Here is a 19,693-nt window from a genome sequence, read left to right as displayed (position 1 = left end):
ATTCCCGCCCGGCGCCATGCGCCGCCAGCTCCCGGGGCACCTGTTCCCCGGGGGCCAGAAATGGAGTCAACCATGTCCGCACAACCCCGCCAGATGCTGCTCGACCCGGGCTTCGAACTGACCCTGCGCCCGATGCGCTATCCGCAGTTCTATGACATGTATCGCGACGCGATCAAGAACAGCTGGACGGTGGACGAGATCAACTTCCAGATCGACATCACCGACCTGCACCACAAGATGACGCCGGCCGACCGCCACCTGATCCACCGCCTGGTCGCCTTCTTCGCCACCGGCGACTCGATCGTCTCCAACAACCTGGTGCTGAACCTGTACCAGCACCTCAACGCGCCGGAAGCGCGCATGTACCTGTCGCGCCAGCTGTATGAGGAAGCGCTGCACGTGCAGTTCTACCTGACCCTGCTGGACAACTACCTGCCCGACCCGGAGGAGCGCTTCAGGGCCTTCGCCGCGGTGGAGAACATCGCCTCGATCAAGAAGAAGGCCGATTTCTGCTTCAAGTGGATCGACTCGATCCAGGGGCTCAAGCGCATCGAGAGCCGCGAGCAGCGGCGCCAGTTCCTGCTCAACCAGATCTGCTTCGCCGCCTGCATCGAGGGCCTGTTCTTCTTCGCCGCCTTCGCCTACGTGTACTACTTCCGTTCGCGCGGGCTGCTGCCGGGCCTGGCCTCGGGCACCAACTGGGTGTTCCGCGACGAGAGCTGCCACATGGAGTTCGCCTTCGAGTGCGTGCGCACCATCCGCGCCGAGGAGCCGGAGCTGTTCGACGCGGCGATGGAGCGGCAGGTCTACGAGATGCTGGCCGAGGCCATCGAGTGCGAGGTGCAGTTCGCCGAGGACGTGCTGTCCGGCGGCGTGGCCGGCATCTCCACCCGCGACATGCGCCAGTACCTGCAGCACTGCGCCGACAACCACTTCGTCAAGCTGGGCATGGCCAGGCAGTACAACGTGCGCAACCCGCTGCCGTTCATGGAGCTGCAGGACGTGCAGGAGCTGACCAACTTCTTCGAGCGCCGGGTCTCGGCCTACCAGGTCGGCGTGCAGGGCGAGGTCGCCTTCGACATGAACTTCTGAGCCCGTCCGCCGGCGCGGGGATGGCGTGGCGCAGGCGTCACGCCGCCCGCGCCCGGCGCTGCGTATCATCCGCTCCTGCCCCCGCTGCCGCGACCGTCGCCATGAATGCCCTGCCCCCCGTCGTCCCGCCCACCGAAGTACGCATGGTGGAAATCGTCTTCCCCAACCACACCAACCACCTGGGCACCCTGTTCGGTGGCCAGGCGATGGCGTGGATGGACAAGGCGGCGTTCCTGGCCGCCGCGCGCTACTCGCGGCGCACCGTGGTCACCGCGCATTCGGACCAGGTGGACTTCAAGCTGCCGATCCGCATCGGCGAGATGGTCGAGACCGTCGGCCGGGTGGTCGAGGTCGGGCGCAGCTCGATGACGGTGCAGGTCGAACTGATTGCCGAGGACCTGCACAGCGGCGAGCGCAAGCTGTGCACGCGCGGCCACTTCGTGATGGTGGCGCTGGATGCCGACGGCCGCCCGACCTCGGTGCCGCCGCTGCCGCCGCAGGCCTGAGCCGGGGCGCGCGCCATGGCGCTACGACCGGACGATGCGGGCCTCCACGCCCATGCGGCAACGGACCCGCGGCTGGCGGCGTTCATCGCCGGCCACCGCCGCCTGCTGCTGCTGACCGGCGCCGGCTGCAGCACCGATTCGGGCATTCCCGATTACCGCGACGCCGACGGCCAGTGGAAACGCACCCCGCCGGTGGACTACCGCGCGTTCATGGCCGATGCCGCGGTGCGCCGGCGTTACTGGGCGCGCAGCCTGGTCGGCTGGCCGCACATCGGCCGTGCCCGGCCCAACGCCACCCATCATGCGCTGGCCGCGCTGGAGGCCGTCGGCCGGGTCGAGCTGCTGTTGACCCAGAACGTGGATGGCCTGCACCAGCGCGCCGGCAGCCGCCAGGTGATCGACCTGCATGGCCGCCTGGACGCGGTGCGCTGCATGGACTGTGGCGCGCACTCGCCGCGCGAGGCGCTGCAGCAGCGGATGCTCGATGCCAACCCGGGGTGGGTGGCGCTGCAGGCGGTCCAGGCCCCCGATGGCGATGCCGACCTGGAGCGCGACTTCAGCCGGTTCGTGGTGCCCGGCTGCACGGCCTGCGGTGGCCTGCTCAAGCCGGACGTGGTGTTCTTCGGCGAGAACGTGCCGCGCGAACGGGTTGCCAGCGTGCACGCGCATCTGGAGCGCGCCGACGCGGTGCTGGTGGTGGGCTCGTCGCTGATGGTCTATTCCGGCTTCCGTTTCGTCGATGCCGCGGCCCGGGCCGGCCTGCCGGTGGCGGCGGTCAACCTCGGCCGTACCCGCGCCGATGCCCTGTTGTCGCTGAAGATCGAACAGCCCTGCGCGCAGGCGCTGGGGTTCCTGCTCGACGGCGCATGGGCGGCGGCCAAGACGCAGTGATCCATCACGCCGGTTGAATCGCCCCGCCGCGCGGGAGTGCAATGGGCACCCCCCACAAAGCGGATCACCCCCACGTGAGCCATCTGTTCTCGCCGCTGTCGCTCGGCCCGTTGTCCCTGTCCAACCGCATCGTCATCGCGCCGATGTGCCAGTACTCGGCCGATGACGGCCGTGCGTCCGACTGGCATGCCCAGCACCTGGGCACGCTGTCGCAGTCCGGCGCCGGACTGCTGATCCTGGAGGCCACCGCGGTGGAACCCCGGGGCCGCATCAGCTGGGCCGACCTGGGGCTGTGGGACGACGCCACCGAAGCGGCGCTGGGCGTGGTGCTGGCCTCGGTACGGCGCTGGTCGAAGATGCCCATCGGCATCCAGCTGGCGCACGCCGGGCGCAAGGCGTCCACCGCGCGGCCCTGGGACGGCGGTGGCGCCATAGCGCCCGGCCAGGCGCATGGCTGGCAGGTGCTGGCGCCGTCGGCGCTGCCGTTCAACGCCGGCGATCCGGTCCCGCAGGCGCTGGACGCGGCCGGCATCGACGCGGTGGTGGAGGCGTTCGCCGCGGCCGCACGGCGCGCGGCGCGGCTGGGCCTGGAGCTGATCGAGATCCATGCCGCGCATGGCTACCTGCTGCATCAGTTCCTGTCGCCGCTGAGCAACCGCCGCGACGACGACTACGGCGGCTCGCTGGACAACCGCATGCGCCTGCTGCTGCGGGTGTTCGATGCGGTACGCGCAGCGGCACCCGCCCATGTCGCGGTGGGCGTGCGGATCTCCGCGACCGACTGGGTGGAGGGCGGCTGGGACGTGGCGCAGAGCATCGCGCTGGCCGGCGCGCTGGAGGCGCGCGGCAGCGACTTCATCCACGTTTCCAGCGGTGGGCTGGACCCGCGCCAGCAGATTCCGGTGGGGCCGGGCTACCAGGTACCGCTGGCCAGCGCGATCAAGGCGCAGGTCGCCACGCCGGTGATCGCGGTGGGGCTGATCACCGAGCCGCGCCAGGCCGAAGCGATCCTGGCCGCGGGCCAGGCCGATGCCATCGGCATCGCCCGCGGCATCCTCTACGACCCGCGCTGGCCCTGGCATGCGGCCGCCGAACTCGGCGCACGGGTGCAGGCCGCGCCGCAGTACCTGCGCTGCCAGCCACACGGGCTGCGCGACCTGTTCGGCTGATCGCGGCACCGGCGGCGCTCGCGTCGCCGGTGACTGCAGCGCAGGCGTCGCCGTGGCCGCCGCAGCGACCTGCGAGGGCAGTAAAGGTTTCCCCGGAAAATGTCGTCCGTCGCTAGACTCCGTCGATGCGACCCGATTACATCCTCACCCTTTCCTGCCCGGACCGTACCGGCATCGTCTACCGCGTTTCCGGCCTGTTGTTCGAGGCCGGCTGCAACATCCTCGACGCCCAGCAGTTCGGCGACGAGGAAAGCGGCCGTTTCTTCCTGCGCGTGCACTTCGACATGGCCGCGGCCGGCGAGGCGGCCGCGCTGCGCGGGCGCCTGGGGCAGCTGGGCGCGGAATACGCGATGGACTGGCAACTGCACGACGCGCGCCGCCGCGCGCGGCTGCTGGTGCTGGTCAGCAAGCAGGGGCATTGCCTGAACGACCTGCTGTTCCGCGCGCACAGCGGCCACCTGCGGGTGGACATCGCCGCGGTGGCTTCCAACCACCCGGACTTCGCCACGCTGGCCGGTTCCTACGGCGTGCCGTTCCACCACCTGCCGGTGGATGCGGCCAACCGCGCGCAGCAGGAACGGCAACTGCTCGACCTGGTCGAGCGCGAGCGCATCGACCTGGTGGTGCTGGCGCGCTACATGCAGATCCTCTCGCCGCAGCTGTGCCAGGCGCTGGCCGGCCGCGCGATCAACATCCACCACAGCTTCTTGCCCAGTTTCAAGGGCGCCCAGCCGTACCACCAGGCGCACGCGCGCGGGGTCAAGATCATCGGCGCCACCGCGCACTACGTCACCAGCGACCTGGACGAAGGCCCGATCATCGAGCAGGACGTGGCCCGCGTGGACCATGCCATGACGCCACGCGACCTGGTGCGGCTGGGCAGCGACACCGAATCGCTGGTGCTGGCCCGCGCGGTGCGCCGCCACGTCGAGCACCGCATCCTGCTCAACGGCCACCGCACCGTGGTGTTCCGCTGAGCGGCGGCATCACGCCGCGATGTCGATCCCGCCTTCGATCAGCGCGATGCGGGTGGCTTCGTCGCCGTCGGGCGATACCGGCCGCGTCAGCTCCCACAGCACGCGCACGCGGAAGCCGCTGATCGCCGCGTCCTGCGCGCTCCACAACACGCAGTAGTCGCGTGCCAGCCCGCATACGTGCACCTCGGTGATGCCGCGTTCGTGCAGCCAGCCGGCCAGGCCGGTGGCCGGGCGGTCGCCCCGGGGGCCATGGTTCTCGCGGAACGCGCTGTACGAATCGACCTGGCGGTGGGTGCCCTTGCGCAGGATCAGGTCGGCGTTGTTCCAGTCCACCTGCGGGTGCAGCGCCGCGCCCGCGGAACCCTGCACGCAGTGGTCCGGCCACAGCGTCTGCGCATGCCCGTGCAGCTGGATCGACTCGAACGGCCTGCGGCCGGCATGCTGGCTTGCGAACGATGCATGGTCGGCCGGGTGCCAGTCCTGGGTGGCCACGACGGTGGCGTAGTGGCGCCGCGCCAGCAGCGCGGCGATGCCCGGCACGATGGCGTCGCCCTGGTGGCAGGGCAGCGCACCGCCGGGCATGAAGTCGGGTTGCAGGTCGATCACCAGCAGGGCGGTGTCATTGCCGTACATCGCAGGTTCCGGTGCGGGGAACCTTGGAGTGTAACGCCGCAATGGATGGTGCCGGCCGGCGGCGTCCACCGCGCGGCGCGGGCACCGCGCCCTACACCTATGCGATCGGCACGGGCGCGCTGCCCACGGGCATGAGCCTGGCTGCCAACGGTGTCCTCAGCGGCACGCCGAACGTGGCGGGCGCCTACGCGTTCACCGTGCAGGTGACCGACGCGCTGGGCTTCAGTGGTACCCGTGCCTACACGGTCAACATCAATGCGCGCCCCGATCCCAGCCAGGACCCGGAGGTCCGTGGACTGATCGAAGCCCAGCAGGCCACCAGCCGCCGGTTCGCCGAGGCGCAGACGATGAACGTCCTGCGTCGCATGGAAAGCCTGCACCGGCAAACGGACGGGCATGGCTTTACCAATCAGCTGAGCATGTCCTTTACCCGGGCCTGCGTCCGCGACCTGCAGAATCCGGACGAGCGCGGCTGCGCGGCGATGCCGGTTGGCGGGCCCTCGGGCACGTACGATCCCTCGGGTACGGCGATGCAGGGAACCGCGAACGCCCGCGAACGCGGAGGCAAGGGCGGGCTGGCGCTGGGAGCCTGGGTCGGTGGCAGCGTGCGTTCGGGCAACGTGGATGCGCGCACCGGACGCGATGCGCTGGATTTCGAAACCGACGGCCTCAGCGCAGGCGTGGACTACCGGTTCTGGCCGTCGCTCGCGGCGGGTGCCGGCGTGGGCTACGGCCGCGACCGTACCGACGTCGGCAATGACGGGGCACGCCTGGATGCCAAGGCCAAGGTGGCGTTCATGTATGCCAGCTACCACCCGGGGCAGGTGTACTACCTGGATGGCATGGTCGGCTTCCAGCAGCTGGACTACCGGATGGCGCGTGCAGCCGTCAGTGGTGGCAACCTGCATGGCCAGCGCGATGGCAGCCAATGGTTCGGGTCGCTGACCTTCAGTGGCGAATTCGGTGGCGATGCCCTGCTGTTCTCCCCGTATGGACGGCTGGACCTGGCCCGTACCGCACTGGATGCCTATGCCGAGCAGGGCGATGCGGTCTACGCACTGCGCTACGACAGCATGGACTTCGACAGCAACACCGGTACGCTCGGCCTGAGGGTGGAGTTCCGCAGGCCGACCACGTGGGGCGTGCTGCAGCCGCAGCTGCGGGTGGAGTACCAGCACGACTTCAGCGCCGACAGCTTTGCCATGCTGCAGTACGCAGACGGCTTCGGGCCGGTTTACCGGGCGGATTTCACCGGGTTCGACCGCAATCGCCTGGTGATCAACCTGGGGAGCGTGTTCCGCACCGATCATGGCTGGAGCACCCGCCTGGAGTACAGCGGGATGTATGGCAGCGACGGCAAGGACCACGGGGTGTCGATGAACGTCGAGAAGGCGTTCTGACGCCGGCGCGGGCGGCATCCAGGTGCCGCCCGCCCTGCCCGCATCGTCGTTGCCGCAATCCCGCAGGGGATGGCCTTGCCCGCGCATTGATGGCCGGGCCGTATCCGCCCGCTGCATTGGCACGGCAAACGCGTGGAGCGGCGCCCGACCGGGATTGGCAGGTCGACCCGAGTGCATCGTGGCGGGTGCATCGCCCGCCGGATTGCCGGGCCCCGGCACCGCGGGCCGGGTGCCCGCCCGTATCGCGCTTCGGCCGTCATCCGCGGCGTACCGCGCGGTGAAGTGCCCATGGCTTCGCCCTCCCGTGGACCGTGGGCCGAAGCGGCGCCGGGCAAGATAGTGCGTCCTGGCCCGGCGCCGCGCCGCCATGGCGTCCGTCAGGCGGCGGAGAGTTCGGCGCGCAGCATCTGCGCCGCGTCGACCATCGCCTCCAGCGCGGCGCGGGTCTCCGGCCAGGCGCGGGTCTTCAGGCCGCAGTCCGGGTTCACCCACAGCTTTTCCGCCGGCAGCACCTCGCTGGCTCTGCGCAGCAGCTCGACCATCTCGGTGCGGTCGGGCACGCGCGGGGAATGGATGTCGTACACGCCCGGGCCGACCTGGTTGGGGTAGTCGAAGCGCGCGAACGCATCCAGCAGTTCCATGCGCGAGCGCGAGGTCTCGATCGAAATCACGTCGGCGTCCAGCGCCGCCACCGAATCGATGATGTCGTTGAACTGCGCGTAGCACATGTGGGTATGGATCTGGGTGGCGTCGGCCACGCCGCTGGCGGCGATGCGGAAGGCTTCCACCGCCCATTCCAGATACCGCCGCCGCTGCGCATTGCGCAACGGCAGGCCCTCGCGCAGCGCCGGCTCGTCGATCTGGATGGCGGCGATGCCGGCCGCTTCCAGGTCGGTTACTTCATCGCGCAGCGCCAGCGCGATCTGCCGGCAGGTCTGCGCACGCTCCTGGTCGTCGCGCACGAACGACCATTGCAGCATCGTTACCGGGCCGGTGAGCATGCCCTTCATCGGCCGGCGGGTCAGCGACTGCGCGTACCGCGACCAGCGCACCGTCATCGGCGCGGGACGGCTGATGTCGCCGTAGATCACCGGCGGCTTCACGCAGCGCGAGCCGTAGCTCTGCACCCAGCCGTTGCCGGTGAAGGCGAAGCCGTCGAGCTGTTCGCCGAAGTACTCGACCATGTCGTTGCGCTCGAACTCGCCGTGCACCAGCACATCCAGCCCGATCTGCTCCTGTACGCGCACGCACTGCTCGGTCTGCACGGCGAGGAAGGCCTCGTAGTCGGCGTCGGAGAGCCTGCCCGACTTGTTGCGGGCGCGGGCCTCGCGCACGTCCCGGGTCTGCGGGAAAGACCCGATGGTGGTGGTGGGGAAGGGGGGCAGGCGCAGCGCCGCGGTCTGCAGCGGCAGGCGCCGTGCATGCGGCGTGGCGCGGGCGGTGTCGGCGGCGGTGAGCGCGGCCATGCGCGCCTTGACCGCGGCGTTGTGCACGCGCGACGAGCGCCGCCGCGCATCGGCCGCTTCGCGCGCTGGCGCCAGCGCCGCCTCGGCGCCAGCGCGCCCATCGAGCGCGTCGGCCAGCAGCCGCAGTTCCTCCAGCTTCTGCCGCGAGAACGCCAGCCAGCCACGCAGTTCGGCGTCAAGCTTCTTCTCCAGCGCCAGGTCGACCGGGCAATGCAGCAGTGAACACGACGGTGCCAGCCAAAGTGGATCGTCGCCGCGATGGCCGCGCGCATAGCGAGCAAGGATCAGCGCGTTGTCCAGCGGGTTGCGCCAGATGTTGCGGCCGTCCACCAGCCCCAGCGACAGCACGCGCCCTCCCGGCAGCGCGCGCAGCACGGCGTCGAGCTGTTCGGGTGCGCGCACCAGGTCCACGTGCAGCCCCTGCACCGGCAGCGACGCGGCCAGGGCGAGGTTGTCGTCGAGCGCGCCGAAGTAGGTGGCCAGCAGGATGTCCGGATGTGGGCCATCGGCAAGGCGGGCATAGGCCTGCCTGAAGGCGGCGCGGGCGGCATCGTCCAGATCCTGCACCAGCACGGGCTCGTCCAGCTGCACCCACCGCGCACCTTCGGCCTTCAGGGCTTCGAGCAACTGCGCATACACCGGCAGCAGGGTGTCGAGCAGGTCCAGCGGTTCGCTGCCGTCGGTGGTCTTTGACAGCCGCAGGAAGCTCACCGGCCCCAGCAGGACCGGCCGCGTCTCGATGCCCAGCGCCTTCGCCTCGCGGTATTCGGCCAGGGGCTTGTCGCCGCGCAGCGCGAAGCGCTGGCCGGCCTGCAGTTCCGGCACCAGGTAGTGGTAGTTGGTATCGAACCACTTGGTCATTTCCAGCGCATGCAGGTCGATGCCGGGACGTTGCAGGCCGCGTGCCATCGCGAAGTAGGCCGCCAGCGGGGCGCATACGGCCAGCGTGCGGTAGCGTTCGGGTATCGCGTCGAACAGGAACGCGGTGTCGAGCACGTGGTCGTACAGCGAAAAGTCGTTGCTTGGCGGCAGGTCAACGCCGGCCTCGCGTTGCAGCTTCCAGTGGCGCACGCGCAGCTCGGCGGCGGTGGCCTGCAACTGCGCGGCATCGCTCTCGCCGTGCCAGTAGCTTTCCAGCGCGCGCTTGAGTTCGCGGCGCGCGCCGATGCGGGGAAACCCCAGGTTGGTAACGATCGTCATGAAACTTTCCTCATTGCGTGTGCATTGAGGAACGAAGGAACCGCACGGTGCCGCGCCGGCCCTCCGGGCAGGCCTCCACCATGCCAGCGACCTCCGCCCCCGCGGGCGAACCGGGTCCCTTGACGGAGGCAGGCGGCACCGCCACGCCGATGCGCGGACGGTTCCGGCCGCCTCCCCGCGGAGACGCCAGGTCGAAACAGGAGGCGACGCGCCTCCCGGCCCAGGCCGGTGTTCGGGCTGATGGACATGGACGCGGCTGCGTCCGCCTAGTGGCCGTCGCTTCCCGGGCCTCGGCCCAGTGCTCGATGACGGCGGTCGTTTCCATTCACCGCTGCGGGGCAGCTCCGGAATGGCGGGCCTTGCAGGCGCGCTTCACCGGATTCCCATTTAATCCCATCCCTTCATGCGAATGAAGCGATGAATACCTTTGGCGAGCACACGATAGGCGGGCGCGCGCTGCCGGTCAAGCGACGGCCGGGCATGGATCCGGAAAGCGGACGGGGATGCCGCGGCTCAGGGCGCGGTCGAACGCGAGAACACGTTGATCACCACCACGCCGGCGCAGATCAGCGCGATGCCGATCAGCGCCGGCAGGTCGAGTTTCTGCCGGAACACGAACAGGCCGATCAGCGAGATCAGCACGATGCCCACCCCGGACCAGATCGCATAGGCGATCCCGGTGGGTATCGATTTCATCACCATCGACAGCAGCCAGAAGCACAGGCCGTAGCCGACCAGCGAACCGAGCGTCGGCCACAGCCGGCTCATCCCGTCGGAGGCCTTGAGCAGCGAGGTGGCGATGACTTCCAGGACGATGGCGCAGGCGAGCAGGAGGTAGGCGTTCATCGGCCCATTCTCGCCCGGCGTGGCGGCGCGCGTTGGCGCGTGCGCCCGCATCCCCGGCTACGGGGAACGGCCCCGTTCAGGCGCTTCGTTTACCCTTGGCATCCCCTGCATCGCCCTCGGGCCGCAGGCGGAACCGATTCAACGCCCGGAAGAGTCCGTTTTGCAGCCGAACCACGACCCGCGCCATGCCGCCTCCCTGCGCCTGTCCGTCGCCCCGATGATGGACTGGACGGACACCCATTGCCGGGTATTCCACCGCATCCTCGCACCCGGTGCACGGCTGTATACCGAGATGGTCCACGCCAATGCGGTCATCCACGGCGACCGCCAGCGGCTGCTCGGTTTCGACGCCAGCGAGCATCCGCTGGCACTGCAGCTGGGCGGCAGTGACCCGGCGCTGCTGGCGCAGGCCGCGCGCATCGCCGCGGACTGGGGCTACGACGAGGTCAACCTCAATTGCGGCTGCCCGTCCGACCGGGTGCAGGCCGGGCGCTTCGGCGCCTGCCTGATGCGCGAGCCGGAACTGGTGGGCGAGTGCGTGGCGGCGATGGTCGCCGCGGTGGACATCCCGGTCACGGTGAAATGCCGGCTGGGCGTGGACCAGGACAACGATTACGCGGCGTTCGCCGGTTTCGTCGACCGCCAGGTGCAGGCCGGTGCGGCGATGGTCGTCGTGCATGCGCGCAATGCCTGGCTGCAGGGGCTGTCGCCCAAGGAAAACCGCGAGGTCCCGCCGCTGCGCTATGACTGGGCCTACCGGCTCAAGGCCGAGCGCCCGGCATTGCCGGTGGTGCTCAACGGTGGCCTGGCCACGGTCGAGGCGGCGCAGGCGCAGCTGGCGCACGTTGACGGAGTCATGCTGGGCCGGGCGGCCTACCACGACCCCTACGTCCTGCACCTGCTCGAAGCGGCGCAGACCGGCGCGCCGCTGCGCAGCCGCGAGGAGCTGCTGCAGCAGATGCGCCCCTATGTCGAATCGCAACTGCAGGCAGGGCTGGCGCTCAAGCACATCACCCGCCACCTGCTCGGCCTGTACCACGGCCAGCCCGGTGGCCGCGGCTTCCGCAAGGTGCTCAGCGAGGGTGCCCACCGGCCTGGTGCCGACTGGGCGCTGGTCGAGCAGGCGGTGCAGGTCACCCGCGACCAGGCGGAGCGTGCGGCGTAAGGCCTGGGCACGCATTCATTTTGCTCATGTAACTGAACGGGGCAGTTGTGGGGCGGGGAGGGTTCAGACCGGATTCACCCCTAAAAATCAAGAATTTGCCTCGATTTCGTAAGTCTCGTGAAAAATTCCGTGGGTCTTTTTTTTCACGGATTTTGAACGATCCGCCGCAGTCCGATAGGATCACGCCATGCTTCCGGTTCCGCGTCATATTCTTGCCTTCGCTGCCGCGGCCGTCTTCGCGGCCGGTACGCCGATGGCACAGGCCTGGGCGCAGGATGGCCGGCAGCAGCACATGCATGGCGGCGAGCGCGACATCCCACGCCCGCGCATGCGCGACAACGCCGGTTCGCTTTCCGATGCGGTGCGGCGCGTCCAGCGCGAGACCGGCGGCCGCATCCTCGGTGCCGAGCGCGTGCCTTACGACGGCCGCGACATCAACCGGGTGAAGTACATGGACGACCGCGGCCGGGTGCGCTACATGGACGACGCGCCGCCGTCGCCCCGGGCTCCCCGCGGGCCGCGCCAGGTCGAGCAGCCACCACGCGGCGATAACCCCTGAACAGCGATAGTTGTCCCGCAATCCGCTTACCCATGCCGGTGAATGGCCGGCCAAGCAACTAGGGAGAGTTCATGCGTATCCTTCTGGTCGAAGACGAAGCCCCGCTGCGCGAGACCCTGGCAGCCCGGCTCAAGCGTGAAGGCTTTGCCGTCGATGCCGCGCAGGACGGAGAGGAAGGCCTGTACATGGGACGTGAGGTGCCGTTCGATGTCGGCATCATCGATCTGGGCCTGCCCAAGATGTCGGGCATGGAGCTGATCAAGGCGCTGCGCGACGAGGGCAAGAAGTTCCCGGTGCTGATCCTGACCGCCCGCTCCAGCTGGCAGGACAAGGTCGAGGGCCTGAAGCAGGGCGCCGACGACTACCTGGTCAAGCCGTTCCACGTCGAAGAGCTGCTGGCCCGCGTCAACGCGCTGCTGCGCCGCGCCGCCGGCTGGTCCAAGCCGACGCTGGAGTGCGGCCCGGTGGCGCTGGACCTGGCCGCGCAGACGGTCAGCGTGGCCGGCAGCAACGTCGACCTGACCAGCTACGAATACAAGGTGCTCGAGTACCTGATGATGCATGCCGGTGAGCTGGTCTCGAAGGCCGACCTCACCGAGCACATCTACCAGCAGGACTTCGACCGCGATTCGAACGTGCTGGAAGTGTTCATCGGCCGCCTGCGCAAGAAGCTGGACCCGGACGGCGAGCTGAAGCCGATCGAAACCGTGCGCGGCCGTGGTTACCGCTTCGCCATTCCGCGCAACGAGGGCTGATCCGCCGCGCGCGGTACGGGCATGATCTACGGCCGTCTGTGGTTCTTCCGGCGCTGGCGGCCGCGTTCATTGCAGGCGCGCCAGCTGCTGGCCGCCTCGATAGGCCTGGTGGCCTTCCTGGCGCTGGCCGGCTATGCGCTGGACGCCGCCTTCGCCGGCACCGCCCGCGCCAACCTTTCCGAGCGGCTGAAGAACTACGCCACTTCCTACGCGGCCGGCATCGACTTCACCCGTGACCGCTCGCTCTACATCCGCGAACAACCGCCGGACCCGCGGTTCGACGTGCCCGGCAGCGGCCTGTACCTGCAGGTGGTGATGCCGGGCCACTCCGGCAACTCCATGTCCGCCGAGGGGCCGATCCTGCCCGACGTCAGCGCGCGCATGCTCGAACCGCGCGAGGAGACGTTCGAGGGCCCGCTGCCGATCACCCAGATCGACGGTACGCCCGGCGAGGTCTACCGCTACGGCATGGGCCTGGTCTGGGGCGGTGACGGCAGCCCGGAGAGCGAGTTTCCCTACACCATCTACGTGCTCGAGGATTCGCGCGCGCTGGGCAAGCAGCTGCGCGTGTTCCGCAGTGCGGTGTGGTTCTGGCTCGGCGTGACCGGCCTGATCCTGCTGCTGCTGCAGACCCTGGTGCTGCAGTGGAGCCTGCGCCCGCTCAAGCGCGTGATCAACGAACTGACCCGGGTGCAGCGCGGCGAGCGCGAGCGCATGAGCGAGATGCACCCGCGCGAGCTGGAGCCGCTGACCGACAGCATCAACGCCTTCATCGAGAGCGAGCGCGAGAACCTCGAGCGCCAGCGCAATACCCTGGCCGACCTCGCGCACAGCCTGAAGACGCCGATCGCGGTGCTGCGCACGCAACTGGACAGCGGTGCCGGCGACGGTGCGCTGCGCGAGGAGCTGGACGTACAGCTGCAGCGCATGAACAACCTGGTGTCCTACCAGCTGGCGCGGGCGGCCTCGTCCGGGCACAAGCTGTTCTCCGCGCCGGTGCCGATCGAGGCCAGCGCCGAGGAGATCGTGCGCGGGCTGGAGAAGGTCTACGCCAGCAAGGGCGTGCTGTGCGAGTTCGAGATCGAGCCGGGCGTCAATTTCTACGGCGAGCCCGGCGACCTGCAGGAACTGCTTGGCAACCTGCTGGAGAACGCGTTCAAGTGGGCCCGGCGCCGGGTGCTGCTCACGGTCCGCTCCATTCCCTCCGCGCCCGGGCGGCGCGCGGGCCTGGAAATGGCGGTGGACGACGACGGACCGGGCATCGCCGAGGACAACATCGCCAAGGTCCTGCAGCGTGGCGTGCGCGGCGACGAACGCGTGCAGGGCCATGGCATCGGCCTGTCGATCGTGCAGGACCTGATCAAGGACTACCGCGGCGAACTGCAGGTCAAGCGCTCGCCCGAACTGGGTGGCGCGCGTTTCGAAGTGACCCTGCCGCCGGGGCTGTGACCCGGCCCGGCCGGCCGCCCGTGGGCGCTGCATCGTGGCGGTCCGCGGCGTTGGCCAGCCCGGCCATGCCGGCGTCGCGCCGTACTGCCTATGGCTGTTGCAGCGTCTGGCCGGCGAACGGCGAGGGCCCGTAGAAGCGGCGCAGGTGCGCGGCCACCTCCGGCATGTCCCGCTCCAGCAGGTGCGGGGCGGAGAAGTGGTACTCGGTGGCGACCGCGAAGAATTCTTCAGGCGCTTCGGCCGCGTACGGGTCGATCGCGGTATCGCGGCCGGCATCCACCCGTGCGCAGAAGGCGTCGTAGCTGCGCTGGAAATCGCGTGCCCATTGCCGCTGCCAGTCGCGCGGCAGCGGCGGCGTGCCGTCCAGCGCGCCATCGAGCACGTCGATCTTGTGCGCCATCTCGTGCACCGCCACGCAGAAGCCCGCCTGCGGGTCGGCGATGTCGGCCTGTACGTCGGCCCATGACAGCAGCAGCGGGCCGCTGTCCCAGGCTTCGCCGATCAGTTCATCGTCCCATTCATGCAGCACGCCGGCAGCGTCCACGTGGTTGCGGCGTACCCGGAACGCATCCGGGTACACCACCAGTTCCGACCACCCAAGCAGGCCCTGCTCACCGAACTCCAGCAGCGGCAGGCAGCACAGTGCGGCCAGCACCAGGCGCTGGCCTTCGTCCAGCACCAGGCCGGCTACCGGGGTGATGGCCTTGCGGTGCAGGAAATGCGCCGCAAGCCCGCGCAGCCGCTCCTGGCGCGTGGCATCCAGGGCATGCAGCCACGGGCATGCCTGGCACGTGCTGCGCCAGAGGGCTTCGTCAATGGAAGGCGGCGGGCGCCGCCAGCGGCGCAGAAACGACTGGATCAGCGGAACATACCGGGCAGCAGGCGGTGCCATTTCGGTGCGCGCAGCCGCGGGATGATCTCCTCGTCGCTGCCGCCGCCGGCCTGTTGCGGTGCCGGCACCGTGTGCTTGGGTTGCGACGGCGGAACGGCGTTGGCCAGGCTCACCGATGCGGCCGGTGCCGCCACGCGCTCCACTTCGCCCGGGGCATAGGTGCAGCCGCTGCGGGCCGGGGTGTCGATCGCCTCCGCGGCATGCGCGGCCACCGGGGCCAGCAGCAGGATCAGGCAATGGGCGGTACGGCGCATCGTCGACATCCGGGGGCGGTTGAGCTCCCGATTCTAGCCTGCTTTCCCGGCGGGATTGGAAGCCCCCATGGGCGGTCCGGGTGCCTTCACGCATAATCGGGCGATCTGTTGCGATCAGAAGATCCATCGTGGACGACCGAGAATTGCTGGCCAAGCTGGGCGAGGGCGCCTTTTCCGGCGACGCCCTGGCCCGTGAACTCGGCCAGACCCGCGCCGCCGTGTGGAAGCGTATCCAGGGGTTGCGGGCAGCCGGCGTGGCGATCGACGGCCGTGCCGGCGACGGCTACCGACTGGCCCAGCCGCTGGAACTGCTGGATCGCGCGCGCATCCTGGAGCAGCTGGCGCCCGGGGTGGCGGGCTCCGTCGCGGCGCTGGAAATCGGCTGGACGGTAGGGTCCACCAATAGCGAATTGCTGCGACGCAGCGCGCCTTTGCGCGGCGTCGAGGTGCTGCTGGCCGAGCGCCAGACCGGCGGCCGCGGCCGTCGTGGCCGGCACTGGGCTTCGCCGCTGGCGGCCAATATCTATCTGTCGGTGTCGCGGTCCTTTGCCGGTGGCCTGTCGCGCATGGGCGGGCTGAGCCTGGCCGCCGGGGTGGCGGTGGGCGAAGCGCTGCATGCGCTCGGCTTTGCCGCGGCCGGCCTGAAATGGCCCAACGACGTGCTGGTCGATGGCCGCAAGCTCGGTGGCCTGCTGGTGGAAGGTGGCGGCGAGTTCGCCGGCCCAGCGCGCGCGGTGATCGGGCTCGGCCTGAACGTGCGCATGCCCGCCGGCATCGCCGCGGACATCACCCAGCCCTGGGCCGACCTGGACACGCTCGCCGGAGCGCCGGTATCGCGCAACCGGGTGGTTGCGGCCGTGCTGTCGCAGCTGCTGCCGGCGCTGGACCTGTTCGAGCAGCAGGGGCTGGGCCCGTTCCTGCCGCGGTATGCGGCGATGGACGTGCTGGCCGGGCGGCCGGTATGCGTGGAGGAGGCGGGTACCCTGTACGAGGGCGTCGCCCGCGGCCTGGCCGAGGACGGTGCCCTGCGCCTGTCCATCGGTGGCGGCGAGCGTCATTTCCATGCCGGCGAAGTCAGCGTGAGGGCGCAATGAGCGACTGGCTGTTCGACCTGGGCAATTCGCGTTTCAAGTTCGCACCGCTCGACGGTGCCACCGCCGGCAGTGTGCAGGCGTGGGCACACGGTGCCGAGGCCATGACCGCGGCCGCGCTGGACGCCCTGCCACGCGGGGACACCGCCTGGGTGGCCAGCGTCGCGGCGCCGGCATTGACCGCGACGGTGATGGAACTGCTGCATGCCCGCTTCGCACGCGTGCAGGTGGCGCGGACGCTGCCGGCATGCGCCGGCGTCACCATCGGCTATGCACGCCCGGAGAAGCTCGGCGTCGATCGTTTCCTGGCCCTGCTCGCCGCGGCCACCGGCCAGCGGCCGGTGCTGGTGGTGGGGGTGGGCACGGCGCTGACCATCGACCTGATGGATGCCGGCGGCCGCCACCTGGGTGGCCGCATCGGCGCCTCGCCCACGGTCATGCGCGAGGCCCTGCACGCGCGCGCGGCGCAGCTGCCGGCCAGCGGTGGCGACTATGCGGAGTTCGCCAATGACACCGCCGACGCGCTGGCGTCCGGGTGCGACGGCGCCGCGGTGGCGCTGGTCGAACGCAGCCTGCGGCATGGCGCCGACCTGCTAGGGACCGCGCCGTCCCTGCTGGTGCACGGCGGCGGCGCGGTCCCGCTGTTGCCGCTGCTGCCCGGCGCCGAGTACCGGCCAGCCCTGGTGCTGGACGGGCTGGCCCGCTGGGCCGTGCACGCGCAGGCGCCGGGGCGCTAGGATCGCGCCATGCTGATTCGTTTCCTGATCGTCGCACTGGCCATCCTCAACCTTGGCGTGGCGCTGTGGTGGATGACGCCGCGGCCGGCACCGGCCGCCGCGCCCGAAGTCCGCGAAACCGGCGTTGCGACGCTGGAACTCGTGCCCATGGATGCGGTGGATGCAGGCGCGCCGGCCGTACCGGCGCCAGCCGCCGTTGCCGCGGCGCCGGCACCGGCCGCGTTGCAGGACGCAGCCAAGGCCACCGCCACGAGCGCGGTGGCCACGCCAGCCCCCGCCACCCCGGAGCCCACCGCGGCCGCGCCGTCGCGGCCATTGCAGTGTTCGAGTTTCGGACCGTTCCAGAGCCGCGAGCAGGCGCAGGCCGCCGCGGCCGCGCTGGGAGCGGATCTGTCCCGCTCGCAGCTGCGCGAGGTGCAGCCCAAGGCGGCCAGCTACCGCGTGCTGACATCGCAGGCCGCGAGCCGCGAGGAGGCACAGGCCATGGCCAGGCGCATCGTGGAGGCGGGCTTCAGCGACTACTTCATCATCGCCCAGGGCGACGACGCCAACGCGGTGGCGCTGGGCCAGTACCGCAACCGCGAGGGCGCCGAGCGGCGCATGGCCGCACTGGCGGCAGCGGGCTTCCCGGTACGGATTGTCGGCAACGGCGTGGAAGCCGGCGCCAGTTGGTGGCTGGACGTGGCCCATGCCGCTACCGTCGCCGCGGACGATCTGCACAGGCGCAGCGGTGCCGCGCAGCGGCAAGCGCTGGAGTGCGCGCGCCTGCGCTAGAATGCCGCCCGGGCGCATCGCGAGTGCGCCGCGTGAAGCCTTGCCGCTTTAGCTCAGTCGGTAGAGCAACTGTCTTGTAAACAGTAGGTCATCCGTTCGATTCGGATAAGCGGCACCATTAACTCTTTGAATTCAAATTACTTGCTGGCGAATCGATAGCGCCAGAAAGTAGGTTTGCCGGCAATAATGCCGGTAAAAATAATCAAGAGTTCATGTCCCACGAAGCCCTGAACACTGGCAGCACCAAGGCTTTTTGGGCTTGTGATGATTGGCAGGCCAACTGTCTATTCATCGCACCTATCAGGCATCAGGGCTATGCCCAAGCTCTTGCCCTGCGACTGCTGTCGGCCAGGAGCGGACGTTCACTGCTCAGAGGTTATGCCGCGGCGCGAGGCGGCTCGGCTTGAATGAATTGTCAGGTTGCGGCTGTATTTTTTGTGCGGTGAATCGCCTGTGCTTGACCAATATATGCGCCCGCAACAGTCGCCAAGCCGGAGAACAAGAAGGCCACCCAGTTGTGCTGGGCGATTGAAGAGACAGTGGCATGACCGGTAGGCGCCGCGATTAGGTACAGCATGTAGCCAATTGCTGCCCAGAGTACCGCCCAGACCCCCAGAGCGATGAGGATGAAGCGCTCGCGTGCGATGAAACCTCCGGCAAAACTCGCGAGGAAGGAAATCACGATGGGTTGGACGGTGATTGCGGTGATAGTTTGAGGCACGATTGCAGTAGCCAGGTTGTTAAGTGCGACATTGACCGCGATCAACGAAGCAAATCCAAGCCACAAGTTCTTGCGAGACATGCGCACATCCTCCTTGAGCAACCTAAACACCTGAATTAAGCCGACCCGCGAAGCGGGTTCGGCTTGAATGAACTGCTAGGCCGCTTGGCCAAGATAGCTGGTGGCCAGACTTTGAGCAGACTCCAAAGTATCAGTGATGGATGCTGCACCATGCTCAAGCCACCACTCTCCCTGCCACTGAGGCTCCATCTTGCCACGATAGTGACGTTGTACGCGGAACCCGCCCAAAGTCTGATAGATGCAAGCGAGCCGTTGAGAATCCGTTGATGCTTGGACGGACACGCGCTCCCAACTCCTTGGAACGGATAGGAGCAGATTGGCGCCTCCGACATCGATTGCTTCCATAGAGGCCTAACGCCGGAATTAAGCCGCGTGGCGATAGTAACGTCGGCTTGAATGAACTGTCAGGCGCCATCCGACGAACTGCGGGCAGCAACCTCTGCAAGATTACGATACGACTTAAACAAGAGAGCAGTGCCCAAGACGGCGAGTAGAGCACTCATAGCGCCGACAAGTGCTCCAATCGCAGTGACGGACACCAGCATGGATGCGTCCAAGGGAACGATGTACGGGATGCCCATAAGACATGCATAGATCAGTCCCAGGACACTGGCTATGCAAAGTATGAGAAAGCTCTTGTGGCCATGCCTCCGGTATGCGGCAGATTGCAAACCAAGCATTGTGAGTTGCACGAACAATGCAAAGGCCGCAATCCCGGCGCCGAGCGAGTAATAAGTATCCATGATGTCCCCCCCTGTGGTGCCTAACTACCTAATAGACGAACCCACGGGTCCGGTTATGTGACTTGTCTACAAAGCACCGTATGGCGAGCTTCTCCCTTGCGATAGCTCGATCTTAGGGCGGCTTGGTCAGGCTAACAAGCCAGCATATAGCCGGACCCAGCGATAGGCCCGCCCACGCGCCAATGTCCGCTATGGGGCGGAAGTAGCCGCTCGAAGTACAGTCTTCTCTTTCCCAAAGAGGGTGCGGGTGCCCAATCCATTTGGAGCCACTGCCCAGATCCTCCTCTGCGCA

Annotated in this window: 20 protein-coding genes, 1 tRNA gene and 1 riboswitch; of the genes, 14 read left to right on the top strand and 7 right to left on the bottom strand. The window is 68.7% G+C overall.

Annotated elements, in window-relative coordinates; all coding sequences use genetic code 11:
- Positions 1-72: 72 nt before the first annotated feature.
- The 5 genes from QQA12_RS15005 to purU all read left to right on the top strand — a co-directional run bounded on the left by QQA12_RS15005 (position 73) and on the right by purU (position 4,635).
- Positions 73-1,092 carry a ribonucleotide-diphosphate reductase subunit beta gene (locus QQA12_RS15005; RefSeq protein WP_054668133.1) on the top strand — a complete coding sequence of 340 codons (1,020 nt, stop codon included), beginning with the start codon at positions 73-75 and terminating at the stop codon, positions 1,090-1,092.
- Positions 1,093-1,193: 101 nt separating this feature from the next.
- Entirely contained in the window at positions 1,194-1,598 is a 405-nt protein-coding gene (locus QQA12_RS15000) for an acyl-CoA thioesterase (protein WP_054668132.1), read from the top strand.
- 15 nt (positions 1,599-1,613) lie between these two features.
- The gene (locus QQA12_RS14995; RefSeq protein ID WP_226049727.1) at positions 1,614-2,489 is read left to right on the top strand and encodes an NAD-dependent protein deacetylase; all 876 of its coding nucleotides are present in this window, start codon (positions 1,614-1,616) and stop codon (positions 2,487-2,489) included.
- Positions 2,490-2,563: 74 nt separating this feature from the next.
- A complete protein-coding gene (locus QQA12_RS14990) occupies positions 2,564-3,658 on the top strand; it encodes an NADH:flavin oxidoreductase/NADH oxidase (RefSeq protein WP_226049726.1) in 1,095 nt (364 codons plus the stop codon).
- A gap of 125 nt (positions 3,659-3,783) precedes the next feature.
- The gene (purU, locus tag QQA12_RS14985; protein ID WP_226049725.1) at positions 3,784-4,635 is read left to right on the top strand and encodes a formyltetrahydrofolate deformylase; all 852 of its coding nucleotides are present in this window, start codon (positions 3,784-3,786) and stop codon (positions 4,633-4,635) included.
- Positions 4,636-4,644: 9 nt separating this feature from the next.
- Here purU and pncA read toward each other — a convergent pair whose 3' ends face one another.
- Positions 4,645-5,268: a bifunctional nicotinamidase/pyrazinamidase gene (gene pncA, locus QQA12_RS14980; protein WP_226049724.1), complete on the bottom strand. Its 624-nt coding sequence runs from the start codon at positions 5,266-5,268 to the stop codon at positions 4,645-4,647.
- Between the two features lie 131 nt (positions 5,269-5,399).
- On the opposite strand from pncA, the gene QQA12_RS14975 reads away from it, so the two are divergent.
- On the top strand, positions 5,400-6,668 hold the full coding sequence (locus tag QQA12_RS14975) for an autotransporter domain-containing protein (protein ID WP_233324876.1): 1,269 nt from the start codon (positions 5,400-5,402) through the stop codon (positions 6,666-6,668).
- A gap of 377 nt (positions 6,669-7,045) precedes the next feature.
- On the opposite strand, the gene metE is transcribed toward QQA12_RS14975, so the two are convergent.
- Positions 7,046-9,334: a 5-methyltetrahydropteroyltriglutamate--homocysteine S-methyltransferase gene (gene metE, locus QQA12_RS14970; RefSeq protein ID WP_226049722.1), complete on the bottom strand. Its 2,289-nt coding sequence runs from the start codon at positions 9,332-9,334 to the stop codon at positions 7,046-7,048.
- Between the two features lie 205 nt (positions 9,335-9,539).
- Positions 9,540-9,778, bottom strand: a riboswitch (cobalamin riboswitch).
- 69 nt (positions 9,779-9,847) lie between these two features.
- The gene (locus tag QQA12_RS14965) at positions 9,848-10,180 is read right to left on the bottom strand and encodes an SMR family transporter (RefSeq protein ID WP_226049721.1); all 333 of its coding nucleotides are present in this window, start codon (positions 10,178-10,180) and stop codon (positions 9,848-9,850) included.
- A 217-nt stretch (positions 10,181-10,397) separates the two neighbouring features.
- Here QQA12_RS14965 and dusA point away from each other — a divergent pair, with 217 nt between their 5' ends.
- The 4 genes from dusA to QQA12_RS14945 all read left to right on the top strand — a co-directional run bounded on the left by dusA (position 10,398) and on the right by QQA12_RS14945 (position 14,108).
- Entirely contained in the window at positions 10,398-11,345 is a 948-nt protein-coding gene (dusA, locus tag QQA12_RS14960; protein WP_233324878.1) for a tRNA dihydrouridine(20/20a) synthase DusA, read from the top strand.
- 253 nt (positions 11,346-11,598) lie between these two features.
- Positions 11,599-11,904 (top strand): hypothetical protein, encoded by a 306-nt coding sequence (locus QQA12_RS14955; protein ID WP_313213372.1) that lies wholly within the window; start codon positions 11,599-11,601, stop codon positions 11,902-11,904.
- A 71-nt stretch (positions 11,905-11,975) separates the two neighbouring features.
- Positions 11,976-12,659 carry a response regulator transcription factor gene (locus QQA12_RS14950; RefSeq protein ID WP_004136763.1) on the top strand — a complete coding sequence of 228 codons (684 nt, stop codon included), beginning with the start codon at positions 11,976-11,978 and terminating at the stop codon, positions 12,657-12,659.
- Between the two features lie 24 nt (positions 12,660-12,683).
- On the top strand, positions 12,684-14,108 hold the full coding sequence (locus tag QQA12_RS14945) for an ATP-binding protein (protein WP_182212927.1): 1,425 nt from the start codon (positions 12,684-12,686) through the stop codon (positions 14,106-14,108).
- 88 nt (positions 14,109-14,196) lie between these two features.
- Here the strand turns inward: QQA12_RS14945 and QQA12_RS14940 are convergent, their stop codons facing one another.
- The gene (locus QQA12_RS14940) at positions 14,197-15,000 is read right to left on the bottom strand and encodes a M90 family metallopeptidase (RefSeq protein ID WP_226049719.1); all 804 of its coding nucleotides are present in this window, start codon (positions 14,998-15,000) and stop codon (positions 14,197-14,199) included.
- On the bottom strand, positions 14,967-15,254 hold the full coding sequence (locus QQA12_RS14935; protein WP_225546648.1) for a hypothetical protein: 288 nt from the start codon (positions 15,252-15,254) through the stop codon (positions 14,967-14,969). The genes QQA12_RS14940 and QQA12_RS14935 overlap by 34 nt, the downstream gene beginning before the upstream one ends.
- A gap of 128 nt (positions 15,255-15,382) precedes the next feature.
- Between QQA12_RS14935 and birA the strand changes: the two genes are divergently transcribed.
- From birA to QQA12_RS14915, 4 genes are all read left to right on the top strand, one after another.
- The gene (birA, locus tag QQA12_RS14930; RefSeq protein ID WP_226049718.1) at positions 15,383-16,348 is read left to right on the top strand and encodes a bifunctional biotin--[acetyl-CoA-carboxylase] ligase/biotin operon repressor BirA; all 966 of its coding nucleotides are present in this window, start codon (positions 15,383-15,385) and stop codon (positions 16,346-16,348) included.
- Positions 16,345-17,082, top strand: coding sequence for a type III pantothenate kinase (locus tag QQA12_RS14925; protein ID WP_226049717.1), 738 nt, complete (start codon positions 16,345-16,347; stop codon positions 17,080-17,082). The genes birA and QQA12_RS14925 overlap by 4 nt, the downstream gene beginning before the upstream one ends.
- 9 nt (positions 17,083-17,091) lie before the next feature.
- Positions 17,092-17,856, top strand: coding sequence for an SPOR domain-containing protein (locus QQA12_RS14920; RefSeq protein WP_226049716.1), 765 nt, complete (start codon positions 17,092-17,094; stop codon positions 17,854-17,856).
- Between the two features lie 42 nt (positions 17,857-17,898).
- A tRNA-Thr gene (locus tag QQA12_RS14915) sits at positions 17,899-17,974 on the top strand.
- 297 nt (positions 17,975-18,271) lie between these two features.
- On the opposite strand, the gene QQA12_RS14910 is transcribed toward QQA12_RS14915, so the two are convergent.
- Positions 18,272-18,658 carry a hypothetical protein gene (locus QQA12_RS14910; protein ID WP_226049715.1) on the bottom strand — a complete coding sequence of 129 codons (387 nt, stop codon included), beginning with the start codon at positions 18,656-18,658 and terminating at the stop codon, positions 18,272-18,274.
- A gap of 404 nt (positions 18,659-19,062) precedes the next feature.
- Positions 19,063-19,401, bottom strand: coding sequence for a hypothetical protein (locus QQA12_RS14905; protein WP_226049714.1), 339 nt, complete (start codon positions 19,399-19,401; stop codon positions 19,063-19,065).
- Between the last annotated feature and the right edge of the window lie 292 nt (positions 19,402-19,693).

This window comes from Stenotrophomonas sp. 17(2023) (genome assembly GCF_030345315.1).
GTDB lineage: Bacteria > Pseudomonadota > Gammaproteobacteria > Xanthomonadales > Xanthomonadaceae > Stenotrophomonas > Stenotrophomonas acidaminiphila.
The sequence above is the reverse complement of the archived record's forward strand: the minus strand, read 5'-3'. Positions and strand labels throughout refer to the sequence as shown.